The 18,114-nt window shown below is 68.3% G+C and carries 10 protein-coding genes and 3 pseudogenes; 7 read left to right on the top strand and 6 right to left on the bottom strand.

Annotated elements, in window-relative coordinates:
- Positions 1-65: 65 nt before the first annotated feature.
- Both ON40_RS01595 and ON40_RS56460 read right to left on the bottom strand, forming a co-directional pair.
- A complete protein-coding gene (locus ON40_RS01595) occupies positions 66-1,277 on the bottom strand; it encodes an acetyl-CoA C-acetyltransferase (RefSeq protein ID WP_040817613.1) in 1,212 nt (403 codons plus the stop codon).
- Between the two features lie 1,842 nt (positions 1,278-3,119).
- Positions 3,120-4,748, bottom strand: a pseudogene (locus tag ON40_RS56460) (DNA polymerase III subunit gamma and tau); the annotation flags it as partial.
- A gap of 601 nt (positions 4,749-5,349) precedes the next feature.
- Here ON40_RS56460 and ON40_RS01585 point away from each other — a divergent pair.
- From ON40_RS01585 to ON40_RS01570, 4 genes are all read left to right on the top strand, one after another.
- The gene (locus tag ON40_RS01585; protein ID WP_040817607.1) at positions 5,350-6,177 is read left to right on the top strand and encodes a hypothetical protein; all 828 of its coding nucleotides are present in this window, start codon (positions 5,350-5,352) and stop codon (positions 6,175-6,177) included.
- A gap of 93 nt (positions 6,178-6,270) precedes the next feature.
- Positions 6,271-7,578, top strand: a complete 1,308-nt coding sequence (locus tag ON40_RS01580; protein ID WP_040817806.1) for an ammonium transporter — start codon at positions 6,271-6,273, stop codon at positions 7,576-7,578.
- 69 nt (positions 7,579-7,647) lie between these two features.
- Positions 7,648-9,888: an MMPL family transporter gene (locus ON40_RS01575; RefSeq protein WP_040817605.1), complete on the top strand. Its 2,241-nt coding sequence runs from the start codon at positions 7,648-7,650 to the stop codon at positions 9,886-9,888.
- Complete coding sequence (locus ON40_RS01570; RefSeq protein WP_040817602.1) at positions 9,885-10,589, top strand: TetR/AcrR family transcriptional regulator; 705 nt, start codon at positions 9,885-9,887, stop codon at positions 10,587-10,589. Before ON40_RS01575 ends, ON40_RS01570 begins: the two co-directional genes overlap by 4 nt.
- Here the strand turns inward: ON40_RS01570 and ON40_RS01565 are convergent, their stop codons facing one another.
- Both ON40_RS01565 and ON40_RS01560 read right to left on the bottom strand, forming a co-directional pair.
- Positions 10,590-11,702, bottom strand: a complete 1,113-nt coding sequence (locus ON40_RS01565; protein WP_157186158.1) for a neutral zinc metallopeptidase — start codon at positions 11,700-11,702, stop codon at positions 10,590-10,592. It abuts the gene before it with no gap.
- 230 nt (positions 11,703-11,932) lie between these two features.
- Positions 11,933-12,907 carry a neutral zinc metallopeptidase gene (locus ON40_RS01560; RefSeq protein ID WP_245567608.1) on the bottom strand — a complete coding sequence of 325 codons (975 nt, stop codon included), beginning with the start codon at positions 12,905-12,907 and terminating at the stop codon, positions 11,933-11,935.
- Positions 12,908-13,207: 300 nt separating this feature from the next.
- On the opposite strand from ON40_RS01560, the gene ON40_RS01555 reads away from it, so the two are divergent.
- On the top strand, positions 13,208-14,830 hold the full coding sequence (locus tag ON40_RS01555; RefSeq protein ID WP_040817599.1) for a DUF2207 family protein: 1,623 nt from the start codon (positions 13,208-13,210) through the stop codon (positions 14,828-14,830).
- Positions 14,830-15,641 (top strand): annotated as a pseudogene (locus ON40_RS01550) (aminoglycoside 3'-phosphotransferase). Before ON40_RS01555 ends, ON40_RS01550 begins: the two are co-directional and overlap by 1 nt.
- A gap of 25 nt (positions 15,642-15,666) precedes the next feature.
- Here ON40_RS01550 and ON40_RS01545 read toward each other — a convergent pair.
- Positions 15,667-16,218: a TetR/AcrR family transcriptional regulator gene (locus ON40_RS01545; RefSeq protein ID WP_040817596.1), complete on the bottom strand. Its 552-nt coding sequence runs from the start codon at positions 16,216-16,218 to the stop codon at positions 15,667-15,669.
- A 98-nt stretch (positions 16,219-16,316) separates the two neighbouring features.
- Here ON40_RS01545 and ON40_RS01540 point away from each other — a divergent pair, with 98 nt between their 5' ends.
- Positions 16,317-17,786 (top strand): FAD-dependent oxidoreductase, encoded by a 1,470-nt coding sequence (locus ON40_RS01540; RefSeq protein WP_218008722.1) that lies wholly within the window; start codon positions 16,317-16,319, stop codon positions 17,784-17,786.
- On the opposite strand, the pseudogene ON40_RS01535 reads toward ON40_RS01540, so the two are convergent.
- Positions 17,741-18,114, bottom strand: a pseudogene (locus ON40_RS01535) (hypothetical protein); the annotation flags it as partial. The gene ON40_RS01540 and the pseudogene ON40_RS01535 overlap by 46 nt on opposite strands.

Below are 18,114 nucleotides of genomic sequence, written 5' to 3'. Positions count from 1 at the left end.
TTCCGAGGGCCTACGTGGTTACGCAAGCTGCCTCCTTCGGCCCGCCGGTACGCGCCGCGGTCGGGTTAGACGCGCTCGATGATGGTGGCCACGCCCATGCCGCCGCCGATGCACAGGGTCACCAGGGCGTAGCGGGCGTTGCGGCGCTCCAGCTCGTCGACCATGGTGCCGGTGATCATCGCGCCGGTGGCGCCCAGCGGGTGGCCCATGGCGATGGCGCCACCGTTGACGTTCAGCTTCTCGTTCGGGATGTTCAGATCCTTCTGGAACTTCAGCACGACCGACGCGAACGCCTCGTTGATCTCGAACAGGTCGATGTCGTCCACGCTCAGACCGGCCTTGGCAAGAGCCTTGTGCGCGGCCGGGGTCGGGCCGGTCAGCATGATGGTCGCGTCGGCGCCCGAGGTGGCGGTCGCGACGACGCGAGCGCGCGGGGTCAGGCCGGAAGCCTTACCGGCCTCCTCCGAGCCGACCAGCACAACTGCCGCGCCGTCGACGATGCCCGAGCTGTTGCCGCCGTGGTGGACGTGCTCGATCTTCTCCACGGAGTGGTACCGCTGCTGCGCCACCGCGTCGAAGCCACCCATCTCACCGATCGTGGCGAAGGAGGGCTTGAGCTTGGCCAGGTCCTCGACGGTGGTGCCGGGACGCATGTGCTCGTCGCGGTCCAGCACGGTCAGGCCGTTCATGTCCTTGACCGGCACGACCGACTTGGCGAAGTAGCCGCCGGTCCAGGCCGCGGCCGCGCGCTCCTGGGACTGCACGGCGTAGCTGTCCACGATGTCGCGGGAGAAGCCCTCGATCGTGGCGATCAGGTCGGCCGAGATACCCTGCGGGACAATGTAGTTCTGGTAGCTGGTCCACGGGTCCGCGAACATCGCGCCACCGTCGGAGCCCATCGGCACGCGGGACATCGACTCGACGCCACCGGCGATGACGAGGTCGTCGAAGCCGGAGCGGACCTTCTGCGCGGCCAGGTTGACGGCCTCGAGGCCCGAGGCGCAGAAGCGGTTGATCTGGATGCCGCCGACGGTGTCGGGCAGGCCGGCGGTGAGCACGGTGGTGCGGGCGATGTCCGCGCCCTGGTCACCGATCGGCGAGACGACGCCGAGGATGATGTCCGAGATGCGATCCTCGTCGAGGTTCGGGAAGCGATTGCGCAGCTCCTTCACCAGACCGGTCGTGAGATCGATCGGCTTGACCGAGTGCAGCGAGCCCTTCTTGTTGCGGCCACGCGGGGTGCGGATGGCCTCGAAAATGTAGGCCTCTGTGGTCATAACGGAGTTTTTCCTTCCTTACGGTGCCCCGACACCGCACAGTGCGGCATCGCTGCAGGTAACCTCGCCGACCGGCCCTGTGACCGACCGCTCTAGTTGTCAGGCGACGCTCCCGGGACCCTGCGTTCGCACGCAGGCCGTGATGCCCCGGTTCCGTCGTATAACGCTGTACAAACGTCGGCACGCATCGGCCCCACCGACTCCCGGGCACCCGTACACCTGGGCATACCATAGAACCTCGGAGCGCCGATGCTGACGACCACCCGTTCATAGTACAGCCGGATGCGAACTCCGGTTAACTTAAGGTCGTCGGGAGGGTGTCTGTCAAGCCTCCAGCCGAGTCGCGCCCAGTTCGGCGCTCAACAGCTCCAAGGCCACCTCATCGGGGTCGCGGCGATCCTGCTGCGGGACCGGATGCACCGACTCGGCGAGCATCTCCTGCTCCTCCTCCGGCGTAGACGCAGGTGGGACACCGTCATAACCTACCGGCGAGTAGTCTGCGGGCCCCGGGTCGTCGGGGAGATCGGGCCCGTCCGGCAGCGGAATATCGTCATCCGGCGGCGCCGGAGCGTCACTCGCGGGGGTGGCGCGATTCACCGAGCCGCCACCGGAACGCTCACCCGAGTCCCCGCCCGCGGGACGCGAGGCACGCGGGGCCGCACCCGTTTCGGGAGCCGCACCACGGGCCTGGCTGGGCCGGGTGAACTTCGGCGGCTCGGCCGATCGCGCCGGAGCGCCGCGCCCCGCAGCCGGCTGTGGTCGAGCGGGCGGCTCCGGCCGCGCGGCACCGGACGATGCCCCCGCAACCTCCCACCGCACCTCGTACCGCCGCCCGAGCACCGCATGGATCGCGGACTGCACGGCCTCCACATATTTCGGATTCGCCAATCGCTGCGCCAGCGGCGCGTGCTGATGAGCCAGCACGACCGTGTCACCCTCGAGCCGCGCCACCGAGGCGCCGGACAGCAGGGCATGTACGGCCGCACCGAATTCCCGCACCTTGGTGCGAATCTCGGGCCACGCGGCCTCGACCTCGCGCAGCACGTCGCCACCGGCGGCCGCGGGCGCTTCGCCCGTCCCCTGCGAATAGTCGGAATCTGCTGCGCTGGAATCGGATTCACTCGCCGATGCGGAAACGGGAGCGCCATCATCGGCACCGGCTGCCCCGGTGTTCGCGGGCGGCGCACCTACCGGCCCGGAATCCGTTACCTGTGACTGCTCGGGCACCGGCGCATCGAGGGCCGACGTGCCCTCGGCCATCTGCGACGGCTGGTCGGCGGGTCCGGTCGACGGTGCGCGTGAGCCCTGGGACGCTCCGTCCATCTGCGTCCCGGTTGCCGGACCATCAGCCTGCTCTGGTCCCGCGTTGGCCGATGACGCCGCAGTGGGCTCATCCGTCGCGGCTCGGGACTGTTGCGGGGCGTCGGCGGCAGCATCGGGCCGGGCGGCCTGCGGTGCGAGAGCAGACGGCTCGGCTGCGGAGCGCCCCGGAGAGGTCGAGCCGGGAGCCACCGAACCCGGCTCGGATGCCGCATCCATCGTCGAATCATCTTGTGGGGCATGGGATTCAGTACCTGACACACCCGGGGCGAATGCGAACGCAGCCGGTTCGGGATAGTCCGAATAGCTCGAATCATCCTGCAGTACAGGGGATTCCGAATTCGATTGGATATCCGACGGCAACTCGGCGTCAGGGCGCGCGGGTGCCTCGCTCGTGGACGCACCCTCCGCGTAATCGCCAGTCGAGGACCGTTCGGCGCGCTGTCGTTCGTCGGAAGACGCTCGAGTGGGTGCATCGGCAGGCGGCACTGCCGCCCGTTCCGCCGGATCGCCGCTGGTAGAGGACTGAGAGGTGGCGTTGTCGGCAGGCTGCTGCCCGGACCGCTGCGCATTTCCCGGTGCGCGCTCCCCTGACGAAGCTTGCGAATCACCGCTGGAAGGCTGCTCGGCGGGCATCGTCGACGCTGCCCCGGACGCATCGTCCGGTACCGGCTCCCGCGACGGGCTCGCCGGTGCGACATCCGGATTCTGCTGGGCGCGAGACGATTCGGGGCCGGACGACTGAGCGCGCTGAGCCGGATGCGGGCGTTGCTCGGGTGTTTGCTGAGCGGGCGGCGCGGTATCCGGCGTGGGCGCGTTCGACGATCCACCGGAACGGTTCTCACGTATTGCGGCCAGGGCTTCGGCGCCACGGCGACGGGGCGGGCCCGATTGTGGGCGTTCGGCCGGAGCCCGGCCGGACGGTTCGCTTTCCTCGGCCGGAGCCGCAGCGCGGGCAGGTACCTGAGCCGCATTCGGCGCGGGAGCGACCACGCCACCCGCCATCTGACGTTCCAGGCGCTCCAGACGTTGCAGGGTGGCCGATTCGGAGTCCGAGGCGATCGGCAGCAGCATGCGGGCGCAGATGACCTCCAGCAGCAGGCGGGGGGCGGTCGCGCCGCGCATCTCACCCAGGCCCTCGTGCAGCAGTTCCGCGTAGCGGGTCAGGGCGGCGGGACCCAGACGCTGAGCCTGATCGCGCATCCGCTCCAGCACATCACCCGGCCCGGTGACCAGATTGCGGTCGGCGGCATCGGGGACCGCGCGCAACAGGATCAGATCGCGCAGCCGCTCCAGCAGATCACCGGCAAACCGGCGCGGATCGTGCCCGGCCTCCACCACGCGGTCCACCGTGCCGAACAACGCCGCGCCGTCGTCGACGGCCAGCGCCTCGATCGCGTCGTCGATCAGCGCGATATCGGTGACGCCCAGCAACGCCAGCGCCCGGGGATAGGTCACGCCCTCCGGCCCCGCACCCGCGAGCAGCTGGTCCAGCACGCTCAGACTGTCTCGCGGCGAACCGCCACCGGCCCGGATGACCAGCGGATAGACCGCCTCCTCGACCGGCACGCCCTCCTGCTCGCAGATCGTGCCGAGCAGTCCGCGCATGGTCGCGGGCGGCAGCAGCCGGAACGGATAGTGATGGGTGCGCGAACGAATGGTCGGCAGCACCTTGTCCGGTTCGGTGGTGGCGAAGACGAAGATCAGATGGGCGGGCGGCTCCTCCACGATCTTGAGCAGGGCATTGAACCCCGCCGTGGTGACCATGTGCGCCTCGTCCACGATGAACACCCGGTACCGCGACTCGGCGGGCGCGTAGAAGGCCCGGTCGCGCAGCTCGCGAGTGTCGTCCACACCACCGTGACTGGCCGCGTCGAGCTCGATGACATCCAGATTCCCCGGACCGCCGGGGCCCAGCGCCACACAGGACGGGCACACCCCACACGGCCGCGAGGTCGGCCCCTCGACGCAGTTGAGCGAACGCGCCAGAATTCGCGCCGAGGACGTCTTACCGCATCCGCGCGGACCCGAGAACAGATAGGCATGACTGATCCGCCCAGTGTCGAGCGCAGTGCTCAGCGGCTCGGTGACATGCTCCTGCCCAACCACCTCTGCGAATGTTGCCGGTCGATACTTCCGGTACAGAGCCACGGCCCGAGGGTACCGGCGACCACCGACAGCATGAATTCTCGGCCTGGCCCGGGCTGCCCTTGGCCTTCTCCTCCAGGGCTCGGTGGCTGCGCTACTTCCCCATGGCGCGTGGGGTGGGCGATCTTGGCGCAACCTTCACGAAGCTGACGGCGGCGTTCGTTCGCCTTGCCGGCCCGAGGCCGGGCGGCTTTCGGGTGGTTCCACCCGAAGGTCGGGCTCGGGGAACTAATCATTCCTTCAGCTTGTTCGTGAGCCGGGCAGTGGAACCGTGTGAAGGACGGCGTCGCGAAGAAATTCGAAATGCAATCAATCACTGTCGTATCGATGAACTCGAAACGGTATCGATCGGGGGTAACAAACTGTACACCTGTTTTATTCGGACAACACATACATAACGATCGAGTAAACCGATTGGCATTCAAGGCAATTGGCTGGCTAACGTAGACCACGGCAACTTCGGTAGCCAAACCTTCATCAGGTTGGTGGTCCCGGCCGGTCCCTCATCCCGACCGGGGCACAACCTGGCAATCCACAGTACGCATCGGGAGTCCTCCCATCTCCGCGTCGCGCTCCCGCCAACGTCCCGGAGGAAATATCCACCGTGCAGTCGTGTGACACCACCGCCGCCGCGTGGCTCTCACATACCGAATTCGCCGGGAACAGCGCGGCCACGGGCCTACTGAGCAGGGCGATCAGTCCTTCGGACTTCGCCCTCAACCGCGATTCGCTACCTGTCTCGGCCGCCGCCGACCCGCATACCGCCGCGGCGATCCTGGAACTCCTCGACCGCGGTCAGGTGCCGACACCCGCCGCCGTGCGCACCCTCATCGTGCAGAACCAGATGCGCGCCGAGGCCGAACGCATCGAACGCCTCGGCCGCCGCGCACAGCGCAATGTCGAAGAATTCGGGCGAGTACTGGCAACCCTGACCCAGCAATACTGGGACGACCACGGCCACGGTCCGACCCGCCGCGACATCCTGCAGACCGAACCGGTCATGCACCTCATCGTCGAACATGTCGGCGATATCGCGCCGTCGGCCGTGAAACACCTCTGGCTGATCGAGCGGGTGCAGCGCGCCGGGTGGATCGCATTCGACGCGACGCCCCGATCGCTGTGCGCGGCGCGCCGTTTCCACTCGGCCAAATTCGGCAACCGCGTCTCGCTGCGGCCGGTGAACACCATCGGCACGATCGTGGCCGCCTACCTCGAGGACTATCGGACCGAGCAGGGCCGTCCGCCGCGCTGGTCGGTGCTCGCGCACGAATTGCGCGACGACCGCGGCCGCCGAGTGTTCAACGACACCGCCGACGCGCGAACCCAGCAGCAGTGGCTGCACACCGCCGGATGGCTGGCCCTGGACGAGGATCTGCCGGTGCCCGGCCCCCGCGGCCGCCGCGCACTGGCCCGCCGCGCCCGTCGCGGATAACTTCCATCTGGACGCGCCCGGCCACCCGTCAGGCCGGGAGATTGGCATTCGGTAACTTCCATGCAGCGCTTCACGCGCGTGGAAGGAGTCCCCATGTCCTCGACCCTCGACCCCGCTACCACCGCCTGGCTATTGGCCAGCACCGCGCTCGTTCTGCTCATGACACCCGGCCTGGCCGTGTTCTACGGCGGCATGGTGCGCTCGACCGGCGTACTGAACATGCTGATGATGAGCTTCATCTCGATCCCGCTCGTGACGGTGACGTGGCTGTTGTTCGGCTACACCCTGGCATTCGGCCCCGACGCGGGCGGCGGCGTGATCGGCACACTCGCGCACACCGCGATGTCCGGCATCAGCCCGTCCACGGTGCGCGGCGGCGTACCGGAACTGCTGTACGCCACCTTCGAGCTGACCTTCGCCATCCTGACCGCGGCGCTGGTCAGCGGCGCGATCGCAGACCGCGCGAAGTTCTCCGCGTGGATGGTGTTCGTCCCGCTGTGGACGCTGCTGGTGTTCGCGCCGGTCGCACACTGGGTGTGGGGGCCGCACGGCTGGCTCGCCTCGTTCGGCACACTCGATTTCGCGGGCGGGCTCGTGGTCGAGATCGCTTCCGGTGCTTCGGCATTGGCTCTGGCCCTGGTGCTCGGACCGCGGATCGGCTTCAAGGTCGACGCGATGCGCCCGCACAATCTGCCGTTCGTGCTGCTGGGCGCGGGCCTGCTGTGGTTCGGCTGGTTCGGCTTCAATGCCGGATCGGCGTTCCGGGTCGACGGAATCGCCGCGGCGGCCTTCCTCAACACTCTCGTCGCGGGCTGCCTGGGCATGCTGGGATGGCTTGTGGTGGAACGGATTCGCGACGGCCGGCCGACCACCTTCGGTGCGGCCTCGGGTGCGGTGGCCGGTCTGGTCGCGATCACCCCGTCCTGCGGTTCGGTGACCACACTCGGCGGCGTGATCGTGGGATTGGTTGCGGGCGTTGTGTGTTCGTTCGCCGTCGGCTGGAAATTCCGTGCCGGATACGATGATTCGCTCGACGTGGTGGGCGTGCACTTCGCGGGCGGCATCGTCGGCACGCTGCTGATCGGCCTGCTGGCCAGCCGGGTGATGACCGGCGGTCCGCGCGGGCTGTTCTACGGCGGCGGGTTGACCCAGCTGGGCAAGCAGGCGCTCGGGGTGGTCGTGGTCGCGGCTTGGGCCTTCGTCATCTCGTACGCGCTGGGCAAGATCATCGATCGCGTCATGGGCTTCCGGATCAGCAAGGAGGAGGAGGCCGGCGGCATCGACTTCGCCCTGCACGCGGAGACCGCCTACGCCGAGGGCGTGCACGGACACGCCCCGCGCGGGCTGTTCGGTCACGGTCAACAGGGCCAGCACGGCCAGCATGGTGATCGAGATCACTGACCTCTTGCGCAAGGGTGAGGTAACAGCGTTAGGCTAACGCTGTTACCTCACCGTGGACTGGGGGCTCCCATGTTGACCCGAATCGCACAATTCTCGACCCGATTCCCGCGAGCGGTGCTGCTCGCCGCACTCGCGCTGGCCGTGTTCTGCGGTCTGTTCGGCGCATCGGTCACCTCACATCTCGAGGCCGGTGGCTTCACCTCCGACGACGCCGAATCCTCCCGCGCCGCGCAACTGCTGGCGCAGGACTTCGACGGCGCACAGCCGAACTTCGTCCTGCTGGTCGATGCCGACCAGGGCGTGGACGCCCCGGACGCACGCACGACGGGGACACGGATCGTCGACACCCTGCAGTCCCGTAACGACGTGGTCGGGGTGCGGTCGTACTGGACCAGTCCCGGACCGGTCGCCTCGGCGCTGCGTAGCACCAACGGGCACGAGGCACTGGTCCTGGCCTATCTGAAGGGCGGCGACGACGTCGCGCAGAAGACCGCCGGAACCCTCGCGGCGCAATTCGCGGACACGGCGCCCGGAATCACCGTCCGGACGGGGGGCGAGACGGCCGTCTACCACGATGCGAACAAGCAGATCACCAGGGACCTCACCGTCGCCGAGGGCGTGGCGGTGCCGCTGACCGCGATCGTGCTCACCCTGGTCTTCGGCAGTGTGATCGCCGCGGCCCTGCCGCTGGCGGTCGGTCTGTTCGCGATCGCCAGCGCGATGGCGATCCTGCGCGGATTCACCCTGTTCACCGACGTTTCGATCTACGCGCTGAACATGACCACCGCGTTGGGGCTGGCGCTGGCGATCGACTACAGCCTGTTCATCGTCAGTCGCTACCGCGAGGAGTTGCGCGGCGGACGCGCCCACCGCGACGCGGCCGTGCGCGCGGTGCAGACCGCCGGACGCACCGTGCTGTTCTCGGCGCTCACGGTGGCGCTGGCGATGGCCGTGCTCAGCGTGTTCAACCTGTACTTCCTCAAATCCTTCGCCTATGCGGGCGTCGCGGTGGTGGTCGCCGCGGCGGCGGCATCGATCGTGCTGCTGCCCGCCGCGCTGGTCCTACTCGGCGACCGGGTGAACGCCCTGGACGCCCGTGCCGGGATGCGACGGCTGCTGCGTCGGCCCGCACCCGTGCCCGTCGCTGCGGAACGGTCGCGGTGGTATCGCACCGTGAATTGGGTCATGCGACACGCGATTCCGGTGGCGCTGGTGATCATCGTGGTACTGCTCGCGCTCGGATCCCCGTTCCTGGGCGTGAAATTCGGATATCCGGACGATCGGGTGATGCCCGTCGGCACCAGCAGCCGCGCGGTCGGCGACGCGTTGCGCAGCGACTTCCCGAGCGTCAATGCCGGGAACGGGACAACTGTCGTGTTGCACGGCTATTCGGGCAATGCGAGTTCGTATGCGACGGCACTGTCCAAGGTGGACGGCGTCACCGCGGTGCTGTCCGACGCCGGGGTGTACATCTCCGGCGGCCGAATGGCCGCGACGCCACCGGGTATGGCCAACGCGTCGGGCCAATACCTCACCGTCGCATCGACGATCGATCCGTACTCCGTGGCCGGACAGCAGCAACTGCGCGCCCTGCGGGCGGTACCCGCGCCCGCGCCGACATTGTTCGGCGGGATGGCCGAAATCGACGCCGACGGACTGCATTCGCTCGGCGCGCGACTGCCGCTGGCGATCGCACTCATCGCGCTGGCCACCTTCGTGGTGCTGTTCCTGTTCACCGGCAGCGTGGTGATACCGCTGAAGGCGGTGGTCATCAACGCTCTCTCGCTGACCGCGATGTTCGGCATGATGGTGTGGATCTTCCAGGACGGACATCTGTCGAATCTGTTGGGCTTCACCACGACCGGCTTCCTGACCCCGACGATGCCGTTGCTGATGTTCTGCCTGGCATTCGGCATGTCGATGGACTACGAGGTGTTCCTGCTCTCCCGGATCCGGGAGGCCTGGCTCGCCTCCGACCGCACCGCGGCGGACAACACGCGGTCGGTGGCCCTGGGTGTCGCGCACACCGGGCGCATCGTCACCGCGGCCGCACTGTTGATGGCTATCGTGTTGGGGGCCATGATCTCCGCGAAGGTGTCGTTCCTGCAGATGTTCGGCCTGGGTCTGACCCTGACCGTGCTCGCCGACGCCACCGTCATTCGCGGACTCCTGGTGCCCGCGCTGATGCGGCTGCTGGGCACCGCCAACTGGTGGGCGCCCGCACCGCTGCGCCGCCTGCACGAAAGGTTCGGATTCCATGAGGAATCCACGCCACCCACCTCCGAGCCCGAACTGGTGATGCATCCGTGACGTCCTCCCGGCGGCCGCGTTCGGCCCGCGGATCCGGCGCGCAGTTGCGCGAGGAGATTCTCGACGCGACCCGAGAACTCCTCGCACGCACCGGAAATGCCGAAGCGGTCTCCATCCGGGAAGTGAGCAAGCTGGTCGGGGTGAGCGCGCCCTCGATCTACCGGCACTTCGCCGACAAGGACGCGCTCATCGACGCCGCGGTGGCGCAGGTCTTCGAAAACCTGGACGCCGCAATGGGTTCGGCCACCGATCCGACGCGCTCACCGATCACCCGGCTGCGTGATCAGGGCATGGCCTATGTGCGATTCGCCCTGGACAATCCCGAGCAGTACCGCCTGGCCTTCGTACCCACCGGCGAGGACGGGCCCAGTGCGGTGGACAAGGTGCTGGGCAGCGGCGCAGTCGTCCGGTTCACCGCAACCGTCCGGGAGGCAATGGATTCCGGCACGATCGCCGAGGGCGACACGCTGCCGGTCGTCCTGGAACTGTGGGCAGCGGCGCACGGCATCGCCTCGCTGCTGATCGCCAAACCCGCACTGCCGTGGGGTGATGTGGACACGATGATCGATCGCGTCCTGGGCGCGGCGTGCCTCGGGCACGCGGTCCTGGACATCATCGGCTGCGATCCGGTCCCCGAACCGGACGAGGGCGCCCGCTGGCTGGCCGAACTGCGTCGCGCACAACGCGATTCCGATACCTGATCAGCTCACTTCGCTCGATGGCGCGGTCCAGGTATTGCACCGCCACACCCGGTTGTACTTCTCCCCGACGTTCACGAACCAGTCGCCGTAATGTCGGCCGACGCCGTGATCGTGCATATCGGTCTTCTGCGACTCGTCACCGCGGGTGTACTGATCCCGCTGCATGAACACGGCCTGGTCGTTGGTGAAAAGTCGGGCGTAGAGCGAGGATCCGACGAACATACCCGCGAAGCACTGCGCCTCGAGTTCGGTCCGGCGGGACAGTTCGAGGCCCTTGTCCGATCTCGCGCCCGCATCCTCGCGCTCCTGTGCCTGCCGGTCCATGATCCCGGACAGCGCCTGGATGTGGTGGCCGTACTCGTGGGCGAAGACTTCCAGGTAGACGTACCAGCGGCTGCCGTACGCATCGGTCTGGATGGTGTCCAGCGGCATGTAGATCGTGTCGTTGGCGCTGCAGAAGTACGCGGCGAAGTTTCCCGAACTGCTGCACGGTGAGGACGCGTCGGCGGAATGCGCGGGAGCGGCCACCCGAGGGCTGTGGAACGGCAGATTCTGCGCTTGCAGCATCGGCTGCCACATCTTGCCCAAGCAGGTGGAGGCGGCGTCGAAGAAGGCGGTCGCGGCAGCCGAATTCGCGGCCCATGGCGGGAGGCTGCAGCGGATGTTGATCAGACCGTTGTTCTGATTCGCGAACAGCGGATTGGTCGCTGTCGCCGCGACCGGGGTGGGTCCGGCCGCCGCGGTGGTGGTGGGCGCCGCCAGAGCGGTCCGGCTCGCCGTCACGTTCCGCGATGTCGTCGCGGTCTCGGATGACGTTGCGGCCGTGGTTGTTTCGTCGGCCGTCGACGGGTAACTGTAGCTCGGGGTGATACCGGAAGCGCTGGTGGAATCATTGTCCTGTTCGGCCATCGTGGCGAACACCACCAGCGAAGCGACCATGCCGAACACGAACAGCACCACGATCACCGCGATGATCGCGCCACCTGCGCCACCCGAGGAGGGCGGCCGACCGTGGTACCCGGCGGGCGGCAGCGGCGGCAGGGGTCGACGCGGATATCCGGCGGGCGGCAGCGGCGCACCGTACGGCGGTCGCGGACCGGGTGGCGGCCCCATTCCGGAATGGTTGCCGTATCCCGGTGGCGGACCGCCATATTCGGGACGACCGGGCTGCGCCGGACCGTACCCCGGTCCGACCGGTCCCGGAGGCGGCCCGTACGGACCGCCCGCGGCAGGACCTCCCGGCCCCGGCGGATACGGCGGCCGATTCATGGTTCGGCCATCTCGATCGATGCGAAGATCCAGCGAAAGCTACTGCGAGGCAACAGATCTTCGGCCATCCGCAGTCAGCTCACCTGGCTCGACGAGGCCGTGTAGGTATTGCACCGAGCGGTGTTGTTCCGGTCGTAGCCGAGACTGAACCAGTCGCCCGAATGCTGGTTCGTGCCGTGATCGCGCATATCGGAATCGTCGTCACCTCGGGAGTACGCGTCCTTGCGCGCCATGGTGATCTGCGACGAGGTCAGCGATCCGCCCCCGGCACTCGCGGCCAGGTACATGCCGTCGAAACACTGCGCCTGCAACTCGATCCGCCGCGAGACCTCCATTCCCTTGGAGGTCTCCACGCCCGCGTCGTACTCGTCCTCGTGCGCCTTGCTCAGGATGCCCGCCTCCTGTTGGACGTGATGTCCGTACTCGTGTGCGAAGACCGAAAGGTAACGCTCCCAACGGTTTCCGATCACATCGGTCTGGATGTGGTCCAACGGGATGTAGATGGTCTGATTCACGTTGCAGTAGAAGGCGGCGAAATTGCTCGTACTGCCGGTGCAGGGCGTACTCAGTCCGGTCGTGCTCGCGGTCACGCTCAGCACCGGCGGGTTGAACGGCAGATTCGCCTTGGCCAGCACCGGTTTCCAGGCCGTGGCCAGACATGCGGCGGCGCTTTCGAAGAATTTGCGCGCCTGGTCGACCTGGGTGCTCCAGCTCGCGTAGGGGCAATTCGCCTGGCTCAGTGCCGTTCCCGGATCGGCCAGGACGGGATTGTTGCCGGTCTCGGCGACACCGGGCGTCGTCGTCGAGGTGGGGTAGGTGGTGTAGGGACCGGCCACGGAGGTGGTGGTCTGGTCGATCGCGGTGTACAGCCCGAGGCGGACCAGTGCACCGGCGACGACCACCACGACCACGGCGATGAGCGCGCCGATCGCTCCGCCCCGCCCTCCACCGGGCGGACGACCGGGTGGCGGCCCGTACGGCATGCGGCCCATCGGCGGACCGTAGGGCGCCGGGCGAACCCCGGCCGGGCCGTAGGGACGCGCCGGCATCTGCCCGCCGTACCCCGGCGGATGCGGGGGCGCGGCGTAGCCCGGCTGCTGTGGATAACCCGGCCGGGGGCCGTAGTGCGGCGGACCGGGCTGTTGGGGATAAACGGGCTGCTGTGGATAACCCTGGTTACCTCCGTATCCCGGCGGATTCCCCGGCTGCGGACCGCGCGGTCCGGCCGGACCACCGGGCGTACCAGGACCGTTCCCATAGGGTGGTCGGCTCACTCCCCCACGCCCCCGTCTCTCGGTCAACTGATTAGCTGATGCCGAAGAATACCAAGCTGTCTATGCTGTTGCCCCATGCTGATTTTTCGGGGGGGCGCTCTCGGCGCCTTGATGCTGGTTCTGGCCGGGATGCTGCTAACAGCACCCGCCGCACAGGCACAGGCACCGGCCGACGGCGTGGCGATCCAGGCCGATGTGAAACTCAGTAGGGACGGGAACCTGGAGGTCGCCGAGAAGGTGACCGTTCCCCAGGGCGGGAAGTTCCAGATGGCGCTGCCGCTGCGAGTTGCCCTGGGCGACAAGGGCGGTGAGCGCCGATTCAAGATCAGCGACATCTCCAGCACCGGGCCTGGTTCGGCCAAGGTGAGCGGTGAACTGTTCACCGTGGACGCCCCGGCGGGGACGTCCTCGTTCAAGTACACCGTGCACAACACGGTCAGCGATGCGCCGGGCACGCAGATCTTCCGCTGGACCGGGGTCCTCCAGTCCGATGTGGCCTCCTTCGACGCCACGCTGATCAGCCCCAGCTATCGGATGGGCATCATCGACTGCAAGGTCGGCCCGCAGGCGAGCACGCACACGTGCAATGCGAGTGTCGAACCCGACGGGGTGATGATGTTGCAGGAGAAAGGTTTACACAAGGGCGACATCGTCGACGTCACCCTGCAGTTGCCGCCCGGGACCGTACCCGCCAACGCCGACATCACCGATGGAACCTCGCGCGGGCCGTTCTCGATCACCGCGCCGGTGCTGATCGCCTTCGGCGTACTGATCGTGGCGCTCATCGCGTTGGCCGGATACGTGCTGTGGTCGCGTCGCCAGGATGCGGCGGCCCTGGGTGGCGCCGAGGTCGTGGATCCGGTGCAGCGCAAGGGAAGTAAGGCACAGTTCGTCTCGCCCGACGGTGTGCTGCCGGGCGAGGCCGGTCTGTTGCTCGACAATTCCGTCGACGCCGCCGATCTCGCCTCGACCGTCGTGGATCTGGCTGTGCGCCGGTACATCTGGGTCGCGCCGGTCAGCGATTCGGACTGGCGCATCACTCGCCTGAATCCGCCCGACGAGCAGTTGCGCGAGTTCGAGCGGGAGATCTACCGGGCCATCCTGCCCGAGGGCGCCGAATCGGCGCTGCTGTCGGAGCTGCGCGGCCGCGCCGCCGGCGAATCCGCCCGCGCGGCACTGCGGGCCGACGCCCTGGCACACGGCATCCTGATCGACCGCAAACGCCGCGGCCTGACGTTCTGGCTGGGCGTGATCCTCCTGTTCGTCGGCCTGGCCGCTACCGTCGGGTTGGCGATCTCGGGCGGATACGCACTGGTCGGCATCGCCATCGGCCTCGGCGGCGTGGCCACGCTGCTGCTGCCCACCTATCTCCCGGCCCGCACGCCCGCCGGGCGCACCCTGGCCGGACGGGTGCGCGGCCTGCAGCGCGGACTCGAAACGATGCAGGTGGAGCTGGTGCCACCGGCCGAACGCGAGCAGGTGTTCTCGCGCGGTCTGCCGTACACGGTCATCGGCGCGCGCTCCGACAACTGGATCCGCACCTTCCGCGAGATCGATCTGTCCGCCGATCGCGAACCGGGCCTGTACTGGTTCGGCGGATTCGAGCAGGATCGGGATCTGAGCCGATTCGCCGGGCATTTCCCGTATTTCATCACCGCCGTCGAGGGCCTGTTCGCCACGAACGGCCCCGCACGATGATGCCGGCGGCCGGTCCGCCGCACTCCGACGTGCCCGAACCGGCCGCGATCGCCCGAGTGGCCGGTGACCGGCCACGACGCTGCGTCTGGCGCAACGAGCTGGGCGGGCTGACCTTCGATGTGGCCGAAACCGCCGGAGCCGAACGGCTTTTCGTGAAATGGCCGCCCCGCGACGTCGCTCCGGATCTGGCCGCCGAGGCCGATCGGTTGCGATGGGCGATCAACTACACACCCGTCCCGCACGTGCTCGACCTGGGCAGCGACGACGAGGGTTCCTGGCTGGTCACCGCGGCCCGGCCGGGGGTCAGCGCGGTCGACGCGCGCTGGCTGGCCGACCCCGAAACCGCCGTGCGCGCACTGGGTTCCGGCTTGCGCGAGCTGCACGACGCACTGCCGGTGCGGTCGTGTCCGTTCTCCTGGACCGCACCCGAGCGCTTGGCCGAGGTCCGTCGACGCGCCGCCTCCGGCCGAATCGATCCGACGACCTGGTCTTCCGACCATCAGGTGCTGGATGTTCCTGCGGCCGTGCGACTCCTGTCCGACATCCCGGCGGCGGACCGGGAGGTCGTATGCCACGGCGATCCGTGCGCGCCGAACACTCTCATCGGCGAGGACGGCCGCTGGACGGCCCATGTCGACCTCGGCACGCTCGGCGTCGCGGATCGCTGGGCCGATCTCGCGGTGGCCACCTGGAGCCTGAACTGGAATTACGGTCCCGGTTGGGAACCGGCGTTCTTCGACGCCTACGGGTGCGATCCCGATGCGACGCGGATGGCCTCTACTACCGGCTGCTGTGGGATCTCGGGCCCTGATCGAGCCCGCCGCGGGCCGCGGCACTCAGCGGGCGCGCAGACCTTCCAGGACGATATCCATTGTGCGGCGGGCAGTTTCGCCGTAGGACTCGGCCGGGAAGACGAAGACCTGCAGTGTCATCAGGGCGGCGATGTCCCGGGAGGTGACCTCGGCGCGCAGTTCGCCGGACGCCTGGGCCCGCGTGGTCATGTCCTCGACGTGGGCGGCGATGCGGCCGCGCACCTCGGTCAGCGCGGGATCGCTGCGGATGTCGGCGTGCAGCGTCGGCTCGATGGCCGCCGCCAGCGCACCCAGCCGCATCTCGGCGCATTCGCGCAGGAATCGGCACAGCGTGGCCCAGGCACTCTCCTCGTCCCGGATGGCCGTGGCCGCCAGATCCGCCAGACCGGACAGGTAGGAGTGTGCGGCCGCGGTGATCAGCGCGCCGCGATCGGGAAATCGGCGATACAGCGTGCCGACGCCGACGCCCGCGCGGTCGGCGATCTCCTTCATCGACACCTCGACACCCTGCTCTCGAAAGATGACCTGCGCGGCCGCCAGGATCTGATCGTGGTTACTGCGCGCATCGGCTCGCACTCCGCACACCTCCGAAACAAGTGGACGATTTTCTTCCGGTTAGTGTACCGTGGCATTAAGCGGACGATAGTCGTCCACTTAATGCGGAGGTTTCCGATATGAACAAGAGCGTGCTGATCTCCGGCGCCGGAGTGGCCGGTTCGACATTGGCGTATTGGCTTGCGCGAGAGGGATTCACGGTGACCGTCGTGGAACGCGCGGCCGGGCAGCGCGCCAGCGGCAACCCGGTCGACGTCAAGGGCCCCGCGCTCGAGGTGGTCGAGCAGATGGGGATCGCCCCCAGGCTGCGGGCCGCCGCGACGGTGGTGCGACGGATCGCCTTCCTCGACGGGTCCGGGAACGAGCGGGCGTCGATGAACATGAACTCGATACAGGGTTCGGCCGACGGTCGCGAAATCGAGATCGCCCGAGCCGATCTCGCCGCGGCGCTGCTCGCCACCGCGCAGGACGAGGCCGAGATCCGCTGGAACGACACGATCACCGGGCTCACCCAGCGCGAGGACGGGGTCGAGGTCACCTTCGAACACGGTGCGCCCGCCCGGTTCGATCTGGTGATCGGGGCGGACGGACTGCACTCGGGCGTGCGGCGGCTGGCCTTCGGACCCGAGCAGGAGTTCATCCGCCACATGGGCATGTTCGTGGCCACCCTGCCGGTGGACCGCACCCTCGCCGGTGCTCACGCCGTGGCCATGTACAACACGCCCGGCCGATCCTTCAGTGTGCATCCGGCACACGGAATTCCGTTGGCGGCGTTCATCTTCCGGCACGCACCGGTACCCGGCTTCGATCACCGCGATCCGGCAGCGCACAAGCGCCTGGTCACCGAGACGTACCGCGGCCGGCTGGGCAGGTTCGAGGACTTCCTCGCCCAGGTCGCCGACGCCGAGGACATGTACTTCGACTCGGTCAGCCAGGTCCGACTGCCGTCCTGGACGAACGGCCGCGTCACCCTGGTCGGCGACGCCGCGTCGAGCCTGTCCCTGTTCGGCGACGGCTCCACCCTCGCCATCGCCGCCGCGCACACCCTCGCCCAGGAACTCGCCCACACCCCGGGCCGACCAGTCCGCGGCCCTACGCCGCTACGAACGCCGCCACCGCACCCTGGTGAAGCCCAAACAACGCGGCTTCATCCTCGCGAGCCAACTGCTCGTCCCCCGATCCCGCACGGCAATAGCCCTGCGCAACACCGCAGTCCGCGCCTTCGCCCACTGAGCCGCGCTACCCCGGGCCGAAGACACCCCGCACCCGGGATTCCACCCACCCCGGACCTCGCCAACGCCAATGCCGCAGCCCGGGGCCGATTCTGGCCCGACCGGAGCATCACACCGCAGCTCACCCGCGCTGTGCAACGCCAACCCTGGGCACCCCGTTCCACCAAGCCCCAGATAACGCCGACACCAAGGTTCGCGGCCCGTCTCGCCGCTGAGACGCGTGGCGGGTGCGAGGAACGAGTGCCCGACACGGGGCTCAGCGGTGAGACTCAGGGGGCCGCGAACACGCCGGAGCGAAGCGGAGGCCAGAGTTACTGCCGAGTGGCGCGGCGCATGGCGGAGAGGGGGTCGGCGTAGAAGACGCTGAGGGAGGTTACCGCGGCGGCGTGTTCCTGGACTCGGCCGCCGAAGCGGCTGATGCGCAGGTCGGCGGGTGGGAGGTTGGTGTTCTCCGCGAATGCCTGTGCTACGCGGTCTATTCCGGGGCGGTAGCCGGTGAATGCCTGGCCGCCCAGGACCACTCGGTCCGGGTTGAACATGTCGCGAATGAGAGCTGCTGTGCGGCCGAGGATTTCGGCGCGTTCGTCGAGCATCTCGCGCGCGGCATCGGATCCGGAGTCGGCGGCGCGGTACAGGTCGGCGATCACCGGGCGGCGCGGAGCCTCGCGGCGGGGCACGATTCCGG

The organism is Nocardia jiangxiensis NBRC 101359, from assembly GCF_000308615.1.
Lineage (GTDB): Bacteria > Actinomycetota > Actinomycetes > Mycobacteriales > Mycobacteriaceae > Nocardia > Nocardia jiangxiensis.
Note: the sequence above shows the minus strand (reverse complement) of the source record. Positions and strands in the feature narration are given on the sequence as shown.

Bases quoted from the DNA above. Each gene is read 5' to 3' on its own strand.
- ON40_RS01595 (WP_040817613.1), bottom strand. From the start codon at position 1,277: ATGACCACAGAGGCCTACATTTTCGAGGCCATCCGCACCCCGCGTGGC.
- ON40_RS01580 (WP_040817806.1), top strand. From the start codon at position 6,271: ATGTCCTCGACCCTCGACCCCGCTACCACCGCCTGGCTATTGGCCAGC.
- ON40_RS01575 (WP_040817605.1), top strand. From the start codon at position 7,648: ATGTTGACCCGAATCGCACAATTCTCGACCCGATTCCCGCGAGCGGTG.
- ON40_RS01565 (WP_157186158.1), bottom strand. From the start codon at position 11,702: ATGGGGCCGCCACCCGGTCCGCGACCGCCGTACGGTGCGCCGCTGCCG.
- ON40_RS01560 (WP_245567608.1), bottom strand. From the start codon at position 12,907: ATGCCGGCGCGTCCCTACGGCCCGGCCGGGGTTCGCCCGGCGCCCTAC.
- ON40_RS01555 (WP_040817599.1), top strand. From the start codon at position 13,208: ATGCTGATTTTTCGGGGGGGCGCTCTCGGCGCCTTGATGCTGGTTCTG.
- ON40_RS01540 (WP_218008722.1), top strand. From the start codon at position 16,317: ATGAACAAGAGCGTGCTGATCTCCGGCGCCGGAGTGGCCGGTTCGACA.